Origin of the sequence: Collinsella sp. AF16-8, from assembly GCF_003462695.1 — a bacterium.
GTDB lineage: Bacteria > Actinomycetota > Coriobacteriia > Coriobacteriales > Coriobacteriaceae > Collinsella.
Genome location: NZ_QRXX01000009.1, coordinates 1 through 14,305, shown reverse-complemented (window position 1 = coordinate 14,305; position 14,305 = coordinate 1). Strand labels below are relative to the sequence as shown.

Genomic DNA, 14,305 nt, shown 5'->3' with positions numbered 1-14,305 from the left:
CGCATGGGATTCAAAAGAGTTATTCGTAAAGCTGCAAAGCTTGTCCTGGCGTCGTCTCCAGAGAAGTTCGTGAATGTCGAAGTCGCGCAGGTGAGCGCGGGCAACGTGCTTAAGGGAAAGACTGTCGTCATCACTGGCGGCGGGCGCGGGCTCGGGCTCGCCATGGCAGAAAAGTTCATTTCGGAGGGTGCCAAGGTCGTCATCTCTGGCCGCAAGGAAGCCACTCTCAAAGCTGCCTGCGAGAAACTTGGCTCCTGTGTTACCTATGTGGTCGCCGATGTCTCCGAGGCGGAGCGCGCCGGCGAGTTTCTGGACGCATGCGAGGCTAAACTCGGCGGGCGCATCGACTGCCTGGTGAGCAACGCCGGCGTGAGTCTTCACGAGAATCGTTTCGACAACGTGACCATCGAAGGTTTCGATAAGCAGTTCGCCATTAACATGCGCGGGGCGTATTTCCTTTGTCGCGAGTTTCTTTGCCGTAAAGGGCGTGAGAAGGAGCCCTCGGGTGAGCTTCTCGTTATCACGAGCGAGACGGGCGAGCAGGCCTATGATATCCCCTACGGCATGACCAAGGCCGCCATGGACAGCTTCGTGCGTGCTGCTTCTAGGCGTATGTATCCGCTTGGGGTTCGCGTGAACGCCGTGGCACCTGGCGTTACACTTTCGGACATGACGCGCGACTACGCTGAGGCTTCCGACGGCAATATGTACCGCGAGTGTGCCTCGGGCCGTATATTCAGGCCCGAGGAGGTCGCCGAGGTCGCGTGCTTCCTTTTAAGTGATGCCTCTAAGTGTGTGTCCGGCGAGGTCATCCATACCAATGGGGGAAACCACATCAAAGCTTTTTGGGACGTGAGCTGCGATGGATAGGAAGGTTCTCGTGGTCCCGACTGGCGGGCTGCGCCGCGAGGGAATTACGTCCTCCATACTGAGCTTCATGCGCTCCATGGATCGCGACGGACTTGATGTCCGCGTGGCGGCCGTATATAACAATGAGTCAGACGTTCTTGACGAGTTGAGATTGCTCGGATGCGATGTCGTGGAGACGCCCGACAGACGCTCCGACACTTTTGGGTATGTGCGCTTTCTCATCTCGTATATGAGGCGAGAGCGTATCGACGTGGTGCACGTTCACGGGAGCAGCTCGGTTATGGCCATCGAGCTTCGGTGTGCGCAGCTCGCGGGAGTGCGCGAGCGGATTGCGCACTCGCACAACACCAGGAGCGATGATCCTCGACGGGACAAGATGCTTCGCCCCTTCTTCCGTGGTAGTTGGACGCGGGCACTCGCGTGCGGCGAGGACGCTGGCAGGTGGCTCTTTGAAGATAGCCCCTTCGAGGTCCTCCACAACGGATTTGCCCTTGAGAAGTATGCCTTCGATGCCGTGCGGCGCGACGAGGTGCGCTTACGCCTCGGATTCGGGGATGAACCTGCCGTCGCTTTCGTCGGCAACATCAACTACGTGAAGAATCAATCGTTCCTCATCGATGTGTTCGAGCTACTGTCTCGCGATGTTCCGGGTGCTAGGCTCTTCATCGTTGGCGAGGGCCCCGACCGCTCGAAGATTGAGGGATTAATTGCCGAGAAGGGACTCGCGGACTGCGTGACGATTACCGGGCGCGTTTCAAATGTTGATGAGTTCCTCCAGGCATTCGATCTTATGGTGCTCCCCTCGCTCTTCGAGGGGTTGCCCAGCGTTGTACTCGAATGGCAGGCGGCTGGACTTCCTTGTCTGGTCTCCGATGTCGTGACGGGGGAGTGCGCCGTTACCCCTCTCGTTCGATTCCTCTCACTTAGGGATGGTGCCGCCGCGTGGGCCGCTTGCGCGCGGGATGCCCTTGCGGCGGCTGGCGGCGCCGACGCGCGCCTCGATGCGAGCCGGCGCGCGCTTCCCGCGCTGCGCGAGCACGGTTTTGATATAGGCGAGGCCTCCAAGAGGCTGAAGACGATTTATCTAGGCGGTGAATGATGGGGAAGTGCCTCAAATGGTGCGCGAGCGCGGCCCGCGTCGCGTGCGCGAAGATTCGGCTCGGGTCTAGGCTTTTCCTGCCCCGCGGCGGCAAGCCTGTATATCTTGGCCGCGCGGCGAGGCTCGATGTCGCGCCCGATGGTGTCATGGTGCTCGGGAGCGGCGTTTATATCGACGATCTCTGCCGTCTTCAGGTATTGCCCGGAGCGCGCATGGAGCTCTCCGGGGGCTGCTACTTCAATACCAACTGTCGCGTTGTCGCCGCCGATTCCGTATGCGTGGGTGGGCATACCATGTTCGGACCCAACGCCTGTGTGTTCGACCATGATCACGTCTTTGACTCTAAGGGCGTTCACGGGGGACTCGTGAGCTCGCCTATCGAGATTGGCGATTGCTGCTGGCTTGGTGCCAACGTTCTCGTGACCAAGGGCGTCCATATTGCCGATCGAATCTGCATCGGGGGGGGGTCTGCCGTCACGAGGGACCTGGAGGAGCCTGGCATCTATGTCGGGGCTCCAGCTTGTCTGGTGCGGCGGACCTTCCCAGAGGGCGGTGGCGTAGATGGCGCTCCCGGGACCCCTCAAGAAGCTCAAGCGCGAGACGGTTCGGCTCAAGCTGCGCAACGGGCTGTGGCTGCCCCTCACCTGCAAGGCCAGGGCGAAGGGGCTTGACGTGGACGGCTTCACCATCATTTCCAACAACTGCTGGGGCGGCACGATCTACGAGAGCTACGGCATGCGCAAGGCCTCGCCGACCGTGGGCATGTTCATCATGCCGAGTGACTTCGTGCGCTTCTGTGCTGACCTTGACCGTCATCTCTCCGAGCCGCTCGAGTTCATATCGCCCGAGGAGTCGAAATGGAGGGAAGTCCTCAGCTCCAACGGGAACTGGGGGACGTACCTCATCGGGCGGCTGGGGGACGTCGAGCTCCAAATGCTCCACCACCACGACGAGGCGACCGCCCGCCGCAAGTGGGAGAGCCGCGTGGGCCGCGTCGACCGCAACCGTCTGATTTTCAAGCTGAACGACCAGAACGGTGCCACCGAGGAAGACCTGCTTGCTTTTGACGCCCTGCCGCTCGAGCACAAGCTCGTCTTTGCGGCGAAGGATCATCCGGACATTAAGTGCTGCAGACGTATTCATTGTCCGCGGAGCTGCGGGTTCATACCCGCTTCGTGGGAGCCCTTCGGGGCGAACCGTTCGTTCAACGTTACTGAGTACATTAACGGCTGCTTTGGCAGCTGTTAGGACCTCAAGGGGAATCGTGATATTAGAGAATCGAGACATTATCTTCGTGAGCAACGCCCTCGCAAACGGGGGCGCTGCTCGTGTCATCTGCGTCCTAGCGGCAGAGTTCACCCGTCGCGGTAAGCGTGTTGGCATCGCCGTGTACAACAATTATGAGGGTGAATATCCGGTCGTAGATGGGGTCCAAAAGGAGTATGGGCCTCAGGGTTCCGGCGGGCATTCCAAGGTGAATCGCATCTCCTGGCTGCGTGGTATTGCCAAACATAACCCCTATGCATGTTTCGTGGCGTTCGAGTACTTCGTGAACATGCAGACCATCATTGCACTCGCTGGGCTGCCCAATCGCTTAGTAATCTCAGAGCGCAACGATCCGGCGCGTGTAGGCAGTGGTAAAAAGACCAATTGGCTTCGCGAGAGGCTCTACCGCTATGCGGATATGTTGGTCTGCCAAACCGACGATGCGGCGGCGTATTTCTCGGATAAGGTTGCGAAGACCGTGATCCTCAATCCAGTAAAGGACAATTTGCCTGAACCTTTTTGCGGAGAGCGCCGGCATTTGGTCGCCTGCTTCTGCCGTTTGGAGAAGCAGAAGAATCTAGGTATGCTGCTTCGCGCCTTCGCGGAGTTCTTTGCTTCTCATGATGATTGGACACTCGAGGTCTATGGCGACGGCACGGAGCGCGATTCGCTCGTCGCACTCGCGGAAGAACTGGACATTGCGAATGTCGTCTCCATCAACCCCGGGCGTCAGGACGTGCACGATGTGGTGCGCGATGCCGGGTTGTTTGTCCTGCCCAGCGATTATGAGGGACTCTCCAACTCCATGCTTGAGGCCATGGCAATTGGCCTTCCGTGTATTTGTACCGACTGCCCCTGCGGCGGTGCGCGCATGGTGATTCATGACGGCGAAAACGGAATACTGGTTCCTGTTGGCGACGAACATGAGCTTGCTGTAACGATGACACGCGTAGCGGATGATAATGACCTCGCTTATCGCCTAGGGGCAAACGCTGCTGGTGTGAGGGAGTTACTTTCTGCTAATGCTATTGCCGATATGTGGAGTGAGGTGATTGTGGGTGAATGTAGATAACCTCGTTTTTTCAAGAAATAATCGACGCCCTATTGAACAGGACGAGGCGGTCGGCAGAAGGGCTGGCATATTCATTGCTCTTGGTTTGTTTGCCACTCCTTATGTTTTGAGGCATAGAATTATCCCTGGTAGCGAGGCGGTCTGGGCCCTTAATCCTCTTGTGTTGCTGTCTGTCGCTTGGCTTCTTCTATACATGCTTGGTCATAAGTACTCAATGTCTCGAAGCGTTAGCGTGGTCCGTTTCGTATTGTTTGCTGGTCTGGTCTTTCTTGCTTTCTCAACTGGGATGTCTATCTCTTATCTCATCTCTTGTCTCTTTCCTCTGGTTCTTCTATTGATTGTTATTCCGGAGACCATCTTCCCGTCTTTTTTTGAGGGGTTTATGAGGGTCTTAAATGTCGTTATGGTTATTATCGTCGCATGCGCTGCGTGCGATGTTGTGAGCGGTTCTGCTGTATCGAAAACCTTCACTGCATTTTATGGCTCAGCCAGTCTTGTTAGCATGAGTTCTTCAGGTCGCCTTGTCTCAATCATGGGTCACAGTCTCCTAACTGCTGAAGTCGCACTGTTATATTTTGCCTTGAGCCATATTGCTAACAGAGCAATGGGAATCAGGGTCAATCAGGTTCTCGTTACTCTTATCACGGCCGCCGTTGTCCTTCTTACCGGAAGTCGCTCGGCGATGGTTTGTCTGCTTTGCATGTTTATCCTTGCGTATTCAAATGCGGACAACATTAAATACTGCATTGTTATTATTTTTGGTTTGTTTGCGTTTTACTTAGCTGGCTTATTCGACACTATGATTGATCGAATAATGATCGGTATCAAAACAGGAGACATGACTTCATCGCGCAATATTCAACTTGACCAGTTGATTGCTGCGGGCATTATTCGTTATGAATGGTTTGCTGGTCATGAGTTTGACTATTCTAATGGCTTATTAGTTATTGCACTGGAATACCCTCTTCTCAGATTTGCTTTCAGTTATGGGATTGCTTTTGCCGTTTTGCTGGGGATCTACTTATTTTTGTTGCCACTTATGCAGACGTTTAGAAGCCTCGGTGCCGTTCCTTGTGGTCTTCTTGCTTTGTATTTTGTTCATGTCAATACCTATTCATCAATTTGTTCGACCCAGGACGGAATGTTGCAATGTGTAATTGTCGCTTGGCTTTTTATCGGGGCAGCTCGATATTTGGCATATCTTCAGGTTTCGCGAAGCACTGAACCGGGTGAGTAATTTGCGCATTTGCTTTGTCTGCCAATCGCTCGCCGGTCTTGGTGGGCTTCAGAGGGCTGTCGCGCTGTTGGCCAACGAGCTCGTTTCGCGCGGTGTGGATGTCTCTGTTCTCATGGATACCCCCGAGCTGGGCGAGAATCCCTATGGCTTGAGCTCTGATGTTTCGATCCTGCCCGTCGGCATCAAAGGGGCTTCCAAGCCGCTTGGCAAGCTCGTTTCTAAGGTCAGGCGACATTCCGGTTTATTGAAGCCAATTTGTCACGAGCACAGTCTCGGTGGCTCAGTAATTGATAAAAAGTCCCTTGCGGCTGTGCACGAGGCTCTAAAAGAGGGCCGTTTCGACGTGGTTGTCGGTTGTGATCCGCTTCATACTATCGTTGCGGTGTATGCCTGCGACGGCTTGAGCATCGATGTCTGCGGCTGGCAGCACAGCACCTATGACGGCTATTTCAATCAGAGCGGCAGGGGCTTTTACGGTCAAGACTGCCTCTATGCATTTGCGCTCAGGCGCTGCAAGGTGAATTTCGTACTTACCGAGCAGAGCAAGGAAGTCTATGAGCTACACACCGGGCATTCGGCGATTGTCCTCCCCAATTCCATCGTGAATATGGGCACGAGAGGCTACGCGGAGAACTGCGTGCTTTACTGCGGTCGTCTTGATCCCGGCTCCAAAGGCGCCGACTACATCCCGCGCATCGCGGAGGCGCTCGCGGTGAGAGGTTTTGCCGGAGAATTCCTCGTTGTGGGAGACGGCCCTTACCTCCCGAGCCTTGAGGAATGGTTAGAGGACGCTAGGCTACCGTTCAAAATGGAGCTCAAGGGCTTCGTCACCGACGCTGAGCGTTATTACGAACAGGCGACCGTCCTCATCTCCCCGTCTCGCTGGGAGGGGTTTGGGCTGTCCATCCTGGAGGCGATGTCGCACGGCGTTCCCTGCGTTGCCTTTGAGAACGACGGCCCCTGCTCGCTCATTGATGACCCGGTGGACGGCCTCATCGTTCCCAACGGGGACGTGGAGTCCCTTGCCGAGCGCACTATGGAGATTCTCGGCGACGAGAGGCTTAGAAGGTCGATGGGGGACGCCGCCGTCGAGGCTGCACGGGGATACCTGGTCGGCGCGCAGGCGGACCGGTTCCTCGAGTCGTTGAAAGGATAGGAAATGGCTAAGAAGCTGCTCATAACCATAGACACTGAGGCGGACAACCAGTGGGATGTCTCGAACGGCATCTCGACCGAGAACACTCTGTTCCTACCGAGATTCCAAGAGCTTGCCGAGAATTACGGTTTTGTGCCCACCTGGCTTACCAACTGGGAGATGTGCCAAGACGATCGCTTCGTGAGGTACATGAAGCCTAAGAACGACTCAGGTAAATGCGAGATCGGCATGCATTTGCATGCCTGGAACAACCCGCCGGAGTTTCCACTCGAGGAAAAGACCGATCAGCGCGCCTACCTCATCGAGTATCCCGAGGAGCAGATGGAGGCCAAGTTCGACACTCTGCTCGAGTCGCTCCGCAATCGTTTCGAAGCTCCCGTGACCTCCCATAGGAGCGGGCGCTGGGCGCTCGATGAAAGGTACGCGGCCCTCCTCGCGAAGAAGGGTTTCATTGTCGACTGTTCCGTGACCCCGCATATGGACTGGACTATGGCGCCGGGGCAGACGGGCCTCCCTGGTAGCGATTACTCGCAGTCACCCGAGCATCCTTTCGAGCTGTATTCCGGGCTTCTTGAGGTGCCAATGACGATCAGGAGGACTCACCGGTTCGCCTTCGATGCCCTTCTTGAGCCGAAGGATGTGCTTCGCCAAGGTAAACGGCTTGTTAAGGGTCAGTGGCAGTGGTTGAGACCACCCAAGAATCCTTCGGCGAGCGCTCTGCGCGGTCTTCTAGACGATGTCGACTCGTCAGCCGACACGTATGCGATGTTCATGATCCACTCCTCGGAGCTCATGCCCGGGGGGAGCCCAAATTTCCCGGACGAGAATTCTGTCGACGACCTGTTTGGTGTCATCGAGAAGGCTTTCTCTCATGCCGCAGAGCTAGGCTTCAAGGGTCAGGGATTGACTGCGTTTGCTAAGGATTACTACATATGTAGGAGAACGGATTGAAGAAGTTGGACCTTAGAGGGATCAAGCGAAAGGTGCGGGGCGAGGGCTTCTGGGCTCGCCTGTTCAGGAACGCTGCAACAGCGCTACTAGGAACTAGTGGGGCACAAGCGATAGGGATTATTACCCTTTCGATTCTCGTGCAATCGCTTGGCGTCACTCAATATGCGTTTTTCGTTCTTGGACAACAGTATATGACCGTCGTTGATGCACTCGTGAACTTCCAGTCATGGCAAGCAATAATTAAGTTTGGTGCCGACGCAAAGTCAAAGAAGGAGGACGAGCGACTGTTCGCTGACCTGAAGCTTGGCATTTTGATGGACGTTGCTACTGCAGTGGCTGGAACGGTTCTTGGTCTTCTTGTCCTTACATTCGTCTGCGACCTGATGGGCTGGGGCTCCGAGGTCAGACTGGCTGCCTATATATTCTCCCTTGAGATCGTTTTTCATATTGAGGGCTCTTCGATTGGCATTCTTCGCCTATTTGACAAGTTCCAATGGACGGCAATTAACAGCATTGCTCTTGCTGTGTTAAAGCTTCTAGTGGTTGGCGGTTACTGCTTTTTGCCAATAGAGCACACGATGATTGGGTATGTGGTTGTTTACGTTGCGACGGATATTGCCAACCATGTTTCTTTGCTTTTCTTGGCATTATTTTTCTTGCACCGTAGGTTTGGGCTTAGAAGAATTTTGCTTGCACCACTCTCCTGTCGCGATCGCGAATTTGTTTCATTTTGCCTCTGGTCAAACCTGGGTACAACTGTCGATGTTCCTGTAAAGTACCTCGATGTATTCATTATTTCTGCGGTTTCTGTTGAGATGGTCGCAGTCTATAAGGTTTTTAAGCAGGCGTTACAAGTTTTTTCGCTGTTAACTAACCCCATCTCGACCGCTATCATGCCTCAAATGTCTGAACTTGTCTCGGAGGGAGAACAAAGGAAGGCGTTTGATGTTGTCCTCAAGATTAGAAATGCCATTTGCATGGTTATGGTTGCTTGCTTGATCGGAGCATCATTGCTAGGCTACCCGCTATTCAATGTTCTCTTTGGGCACGTTTATGCTGCAAATCTTCCGCTGTTTCTTATATTGCTCGCGGTACATTTCTATGCGCTGATGTATGTTGCCCTTCATCCGTATTTCTTCTCTCTTGGACTTGCCAAAGAGGACAGCATGGTCAGTCTTGTCTCCAATGCTGTCTATCTTGGTGTTGCTTTTGCGCTGGTTCGCTATCTCGGTGTTTATGCAATTGTTCTCGCTTCAGCGCTCCAGTATTTGTCCACCAATTTAACCAAGGTACGGATCGTGAAGATGAGGCTGGCAGACCTCGGATAGGGTGAATTTATGTCTATCGTGTCGAATATTGCTTGGAAGTTAATGCCCAGCAAGAAGAAACTTGAAAAACTAAAAAAGCGTGGCCTTGTTATCGGTGAAGGATGTGAAATTCTCAACGGATATGAATTTGGGTCAGAGCCTTATCTGGTCGAGATCGGTAACAACGTTCGTATTACGCGCGGCGTGAATATCACGACGCATGATGGTGGTGTATGGGTTCTTCGCCACCTATATCCGGAGTTATCCGACATCGATTGCTTTTCTAGGGTGAAGATTGGCGATAACTGCCATATAGGTCTCAATGCGACAATCATGCCGGGCGTCACTATCGGTAAAAACTGCATTGTCGGTGCTGGTGCAGTTGTTACCCATGACATCCCTGACAATTCTGTGGCGGTGGGTGTGCCTGCGAGAGTTATTGAGAGCGTGGAGGAGTATCGAAGAAAGAGTGAAGGGTCTTTTTTGCATACCAAGATGATGGCCTGGTCGGAGAAACGCGCTGCCGTTGAACGAGAGATTCGCGAGTCTGGTGAAAAATGATTACATCTAAACAAGAACTCAATGAGTTTCTCGAGTGCGATAGGCTTGCTTTACATCAGACGAGGTCTCGCCCAAGATTCTTCGGTGACGATGTGTGGAAATATCAGATTCGTTTGCGAAAGACTGAATGGTATTGGTACTCGGGGAAGTGTCTGAGAAATCCTTTTAACGCTGTGAAATTTCTGATCAGTAGGCACCTTCTTGCTAAGCGCGCTATAAGGCTTGGATTCTCTATTCCAATTAATGTTTTCGATAAAGGACTATCGATTGCTCATTACGGAACAATTGTCGTTAACGCTCATTCAAAGGTTGGTCGAAACTGTCGTATACAGGAGTGTGTGAATCTTGGGGCGACCGGGGGCAACAGTCTTTCGCCAATGGTTGGCAATAACGTGTTCATTGGAACTGGAGCAAAGCTAATTGGCGGTATTACCGTTGCCGACGGTGTTTCAATTGCTGCGAATGCTGTCGTAGTGAAGGATATTTTGGAGCCAAATACAACTTGGGGTGGAGTTCCCGCAAAGAAACTCTCTAATAACGGATCGAGGGAGTTTATCGATTCGCGTGTTTACAGTACTGTCAGTTAGGACTTCTATATGAATATTGAAAAGCTACGCCAGCATCCCTTTGTTGTGTTCGGCCAAGAACACTATAACCCTTTGGGGATTGTGAGAACGCTCGGTGAAAATGGCATCCATCCGACTGCCTTTGTATATGGAGGCGGGTTGAGGCTGACTTCAAAAAGTAAGTATTTGAAGAAGGTCTATGAGTTCGAGTCGCTCGATGAAGCCTACTATAAGCTACTTAAGTTTATAGAAAGTTGTGAGGGTCCCAGGCCGTTTATCTTGACTTCTGACGATACGACTGAGAGCTACCTTGATCAGCGCTATGACGAGCTTGTTGATAAGGCTTATTTTTTTAACGCTGGAAAAGCGGGCCGTGTAACAGCATTTATGGATAAGAAAGCGATTCTCGCTGCAGCTCAGAAGCACGGTCTTAATGTTTTGGATGCGGTTGTTACCGAACGCGGCGTTGTGCCAGAGGGTCTAGATTACCCTGTGATTACCAAAGCGATAACTCCGACTATGGGCGCTTGGAAAAACGATATGCACATTTGTAATAACGAAGATGAGCTTCGCGCGGCTTTCGATTCCATTCGAAGCGATGAAGTGCTTGTTCAGAAATATATCGTTAAAAAGAATGAGCTATGCATGGAAGGCATTTCCTCTCCCGAGGGGTGCGACATGTTGATTACCATTGCGTCTACATACAATTATTATCTTCCGATGAGCTATAGCCCTTATATGACGGTGGGCAATCTCAAAAATCCTGAGCTTGAGGCGAAGCTGAGCGAGCTCATGGCCGACATTGGTTTCACTGGAGTTTTTGAAATAGAGTTTTTGGAGGACCAAGAGGGCAACCTTTGGTTTGGCGAGATCAACTTTAGGAACTCCACCTGGAGTTATGCTTCCACATGTGCTGGCATGCCGCTTGCACTGATATGGGCTGATTCTCAACTCACGGGCATAGTTGATCGGTCACTTCTGCGTAAAGTGCCTGATGGTTTTACTGCAATGGTGGAGATTACTGACTACCGCGAGCGCGTAAAGAAAGGCAAAGTTTCCTTGGGGGCATGGCTTTCTGATTTTAAGAATGCAGATTGCAGGTATTATCTAGGCCGTCATGGCGATATTGCACCTGTGGCTTCTTTGCTCGGGACGAGTGTTCGTCGCAAGCTGCATTTGGATCGCTAAGCTGGTGTGCGATTTGAGTAATTTCAAAAAAGTACTTGCAGTTTGTGGCGCTTGTATAGGGTTGTACATCGGTTCGGGTTTCGCTAGCATGCAGGAAGTCTTGCAATACGAGGCCTCCTACGGCAGTATGTTTTGGGTTGTTATTGCTGTTACTGCTATTGTTTATCTTTATACCAATTTGTCCTTTTCTATTAATGGTGCAAAGAATGAGATTAAGCGCGGCGGCGATATTTATGGTGTATATTGCGGCAAAATCATCGGTGGTTTCTATGACTGGTTTGCGGCGCTGTTTTGCTACATGAGCTTTGTAGTAATGCTCGGCGGTGCGAATTCGACCGCTATGCAACAGTGGGGTTTGCCCAATGGGGTCGGTGCTGTGATTCTTGCTTTTGCGGCCGTTGTAACGGTGGTTTACGGACTAGAGAATATCGTTAAAGTTTTAAGCTTTCTCGGTCCGCTAATTATTGTTTTTTTACTTGCCATAGTTGGGTACTCGTCGATCTTTGGCTCAATGGGATTCGTCGACGGCTCATCTGCCATCGACTCTAATGTATTTGATGTCGTTCAGATTGGCGGCGGTAATCCTCTGGCGTCAGGCGCATCATATGCTGGCTTTGTAATTCTGTGGTTTGCTGCTTTTCTTGGCGAGCTTGGCGCAAGGGAACAATTAAAAGATGTCAAGCGCGGAATGTTGCTTTCGAGTTTGTTTATATTTGGCACGGCGGCACTGTGCTGCGTTGCTTTGATTTCAAATATCGATTTAGTGTGGGATGCGCCAATCCCAACACTTGTGCTCGCTAACAGAATGAGCCCTTTTCTTGGACTTATATTTGCTGTTGTCATATTTGTCGGTATCTATACGAGTGCTGTGCCGTTGCTATGGACCGGAGTTAAGCGTATGGCCGTTGAGGGGACTTCACGTTATAAGTGTGTCGTCATTCTCGGAGGAGTTATTGGATGCATTATCGCTTGTCTGGTTCCTTACGCTCCGCTTCTGAATGTTCTTTACGGGCTTAATGGGTACCTTGGCTTTGCTCTCATGGCATTTATGGTTATCCATGATGTTAGGTCTTTGGTTCAAAAGTGATGTATTGATCTAACTTACCAATATTGAAATAAGGGGTGTCAGCTTAAGTTGACACCCCTTATTAATATGTTATGACCTTCGTTCGTTTTATATGTTCCAATAGATGGATGGCAGATTGCATTGAATGCCATATTGTTAGGGTGGCGCCCAGTATCCGTTTTACGATAAACAATAAAGCACCGGGGTTCATATCATCTCTGCTATATCTAAGTACAATAACGGCAATTTAGCACTTGGGCAACGGGATTAGCTTGGGTTTCGGTGCCCATTTATGGCAACCGCCTGCTTCGCGTCGCAGTCAAATATTGGCATTGGCTGCGGCGCACTTCTCTGTCCATTCATCTGCTTTGCCGTTTCGCACAAAGTAATTGTTGGACAGATCAGTTGAACGGTAGGCGTAGTCGTCCTTTTGATAGTTGGCCGTGTGGTCGGAGTGGGCGATAGCCATGAGTTCGTCGGTCAGGCCAAAGTACAGATGTCGCTGGTCCAGGCCCCCGTACCAGTTGTCGCTGGTGTCGTCCCAAGTTAGGTCCATCTGGCACCATTTGTCGTCGATCTTTACGGCGTTCCAGGTGTGGCCGTTGCCGGTGATGCGCCCGTTGGCGATGCCCGCAGCGTCAAGGAGCTTGGAGTAGATGCGCTGGTAGCTCTCGCAGGTGCCCTGGTGGCGCGTGAGGCCGCTTTCGGCCGAGCACCAGTTGAGGCTGTGGTCGTACTCCAGCTGGTCGAGCGTCCAGTCGTGGAGCCACAGCGCCATGTCGTATTCCGAGCCGTTTGTCTCTTGCCTGCACAGAGCCACGGCGTTGTTGAGGATCTGCGTGACGCTTGGGCGTGCGGCGTCGTTTACGGTCACCTCCGCCGTGGTGCGCAGGTAGTAGATCCCCTTGTCGTTTTGGGGGTCGTTTCTGTCGTTGTCCATAAAGTAGAAGTGGATGCGGTACGTGCCCGATGCCGTGAAGTCGAAGGTGAAGTCGTGGCCCGCGGTGCCCAGGCTGTAGTAGCTGGCCCATGCCGGGCGTGACGGGTCGCAGACGCTTTCCTGGCTGCCGCCGTCCCAATAGGTGGGCACGTCCATGCGCGCCTTGGCCTGGGACGAGCCGTTGGCCTGGGTTACGTGGAAGGTCGTCGCGGTGCCCGCGGGGGCGTCGTTCCACGAGACGGTGAAGGTGACGCCGTTTTGGCTTGCGGTGGCGGAGTGGGCGTAGCCGGTTTGTGACGTGGCGGAGATCGCCTCGGGCGCGGGATTGGCTTGGGCTCGTAGGGATGGGGCGGGGGTGCCTGTTGCGGCGGCGGTGCCGTCGGCGCTTTCCGTGTTGACGGCGCTGGTGCCGGTGGATGTTGCGGTGCTGTCCTCTACGGTATCTGCTGTCGCATTTGTGTTGGGGCCGTCTTCGGCCTTGCCTGCGTCGCTGCTCGCGGCGTCGGCTTGCGCCTGCTGCACTGCGGCTGCCTGAGGCTGGATGGCTTCCGCGACGGCTGCCATGGGCATCGTCGAGCTGACCATGGACGTGCACGCGATCGCGCAGAGCAGGTAGTAAAGGGGTCGTTTCATAGCGGAGCCTCTCGGTGAGCAGCCAATAGGGTCCAAAGGCAGCTCCAGGCCAGCACTCCGCACATTTTTTGTTGGGGTTTATTTTACGGGAACCCCAGTCAACATCAGCGAACTTTCTGGGGAATGTTGGGGTGGGGAGAGGGAGCGGGCCTGCTTTAGTCCCCGGCGGCGCTCTGACCTGTGCTGTGTTGGCTATAAGCGATGCGGCAGATTCAACATGAGGCCGTCTTCCGCTTCTTCGAGACTCGCCACTGAGGCCTTTCAGGAAAAGTCAGCGAGGCTGCTGCCTAGTTTATTGCGGCTTACGACCGGGCAATAAGCGGGCGTCTCAACATGTTGGTCGGTACCGTCAAGATTCTTTCGCAAATTGATCGAGGCGGCCTCGGCCCCGCC

At 53.1% G+C, this 14,305-nt stretch carries 12 protein-coding genes and 1 pseudogene; 12 read left to right on the top strand and 1 reads right to left on the bottom strand.

Features of this window, described 5'->3' with window-relative positions; all coding sequences use genetic code 11:
• The first annotated feature begins 3 nt into the window (after positions 1 to 3).
• The 12 genes and pseudogenes from DWW73_RS08370 (at position 4) to DWW73_RS08310 (ending at position 12,360) form a co-directional block, all read left to right on the top strand.
• Positions 4 to 870, top strand: a complete 867-nt coding sequence (locus DWW73_RS08370; RefSeq protein WP_117779306.1) for an SDR family NAD(P)-dependent oxidoreductase — start codon at positions 4 to 6, stop codon at positions 868 to 870.
• Positions 863 to 1,969: a glycosyltransferase family 1 protein gene (locus tag DWW73_RS08365; RefSeq protein WP_117779305.1), complete on the top strand. Its 1,107-nt coding sequence runs from the start codon at positions 863 to 865 to the stop codon at positions 1,967 to 1,969. Before DWW73_RS08370 ends, DWW73_RS08365 begins: the two co-directional genes overlap by 8 nt.
• A 561-nt stretch (positions 1,970 to 2,530) precedes the next feature.
• Positions 2,531 to 3,217 (top strand): DUF1919 domain-containing protein, encoded by a 687-nt coding sequence (locus tag DWW73_RS08355; protein ID WP_117779303.1) that lies wholly within the window; start codon positions 2,531 to 2,533, stop codon positions 3,215 to 3,217.
• A gap of 16 nt (positions 3,218 to 3,233) precedes the next feature.
• Positions 3,234 to 4,307 (top strand): glycosyltransferase, encoded by a 1,074-nt coding sequence (locus DWW73_RS08350; protein ID WP_117779302.1) that lies wholly within the window; start codon positions 3,234 to 3,236, stop codon positions 4,305 to 4,307.
• Positions 4,294 to 5,544: a hypothetical protein gene (locus tag DWW73_RS08345; RefSeq protein WP_117862118.1), complete on the top strand. Its 1,251-nt coding sequence runs from the start codon at positions 4,294 to 4,296 to the stop codon at positions 5,542 to 5,544. Before DWW73_RS08350 ends, DWW73_RS08345 begins: the two co-directional genes overlap by 14 nt.
• On the top strand, positions 5,537 to 6,700 hold the full coding sequence (locus DWW73_RS08340; protein WP_255413127.1) for a glycosyltransferase: 1,164 nt from the start codon (positions 5,537 to 5,539) through the stop codon (positions 6,698 to 6,700). The genes DWW73_RS08345 and DWW73_RS08340 overlap by 8 nt, the downstream gene beginning before the upstream one ends.
• Before the next feature lie 3 nt (positions 6,701 to 6,703).
• A complete protein-coding gene (locus DWW73_RS08335) occupies positions 6,704 to 7,651 on the top strand; it encodes a deacetylase (RefSeq protein ID WP_117779299.1) in 948 nt (315 codons plus the stop codon).
• Positions 7,648 to 8,979 carry a lipopolysaccharide biosynthesis protein gene (locus DWW73_RS08330; protein WP_117779298.1) on the top strand — a complete coding sequence of 444 codons (1,332 nt, stop codon included), beginning with the start codon at positions 7,648 to 7,650 and terminating at the stop codon, positions 8,977 to 8,979. Before DWW73_RS08335 ends, DWW73_RS08330 begins: the two co-directional genes overlap by 4 nt.
• A gap of 279 nt (positions 8,980 to 9,258) precedes the next feature.
• Positions 9,259 to 9,402 (top strand): annotated as a pseudogene (locus DWW73_RS10415) (DapH/DapD/GlmU-related protein); the annotation flags it as partial.
• Between the two features lie 290 nt (positions 9,403 to 9,692).
• A complete protein-coding gene (locus DWW73_RS08320) occupies positions 9,693 to 10,106 on the top strand; it encodes a serine O-acetyltransferase (RefSeq protein WP_199413496.1) in 414 nt (137 codons plus the stop codon).
• 9 nt (positions 10,107 to 10,115) lie between these two features.
• A complete protein-coding gene (locus DWW73_RS08315; protein ID WP_117779296.1) occupies positions 10,116 to 11,273 on the top strand; it encodes an ATP-grasp domain-containing protein in 1,158 nt (385 codons plus the stop codon).
• 13 nt (positions 11,274 to 11,286) lie between these two features.
• A complete protein-coding gene (locus tag DWW73_RS08310) occupies positions 11,287 to 12,360 on the top strand; it encodes a hypothetical protein (protein WP_199413495.1) in 1,074 nt (357 codons plus the stop codon).
• A 298-nt stretch (positions 12,361 to 12,658) separates the two neighbouring features.
• Here the strand turns inward: DWW73_RS08310 and DWW73_RS08305 are convergent, their stop codons facing one another.
• Positions 12,659 to 13,912, bottom strand: a complete 1,254-nt coding sequence (locus DWW73_RS08305) for a transglutaminase domain-containing protein (protein WP_117779294.1) — start codon at positions 13,910 to 13,912, stop codon at positions 12,659 to 12,661.
• Positions 13,913 to 14,305: the final 393 nt, after the last annotated feature.

What these genes read in the sequence shown, in the direction of transcription:
- DWW73_RS08370 (WP_117779306.1), top strand. Translation starts at nt 4, where the DNA reads ATGGGATTCAAAAGAGTTATTCGTAAAGCTGCAAAGCTTGTCCTGGCG.
- DWW73_RS08365 (WP_117779305.1), top strand. Translation starts at nt 863, where the DNA reads ATGGATAGGAAGGTTCTCGTGGTCCCGACTGGCGGGCTGCGCCGCGAG.
- DWW73_RS08355 (WP_117779303.1), top strand. Translation starts at nt 2,531, where the DNA reads ATGGCGCTCCCGGGACCCCTCAAGAAGCTCAAGCGCGAGACGGTTCGG.
- DWW73_RS08335 (WP_117779299.1), top strand. Translation starts at nt 6,704, where the DNA reads ATGGCTAAGAAGCTGCTCATAACCATAGACACTGAGGCGGACAACCAG.
- DWW73_RS08315 (WP_117779296.1), top strand. Translation starts at nt 10,116, where the DNA reads ATGAATATTGAAAAGCTACGCCAGCATCCCTTTGTTGTGTTCGGCCAA.
- DWW73_RS08305 (WP_117779294.1), bottom strand. Translation starts at nt 13,912, where the DNA reads ATGAAACGACCCCTTTACTACCTGCTCTGCGCGATCGCGTGCACGTCC.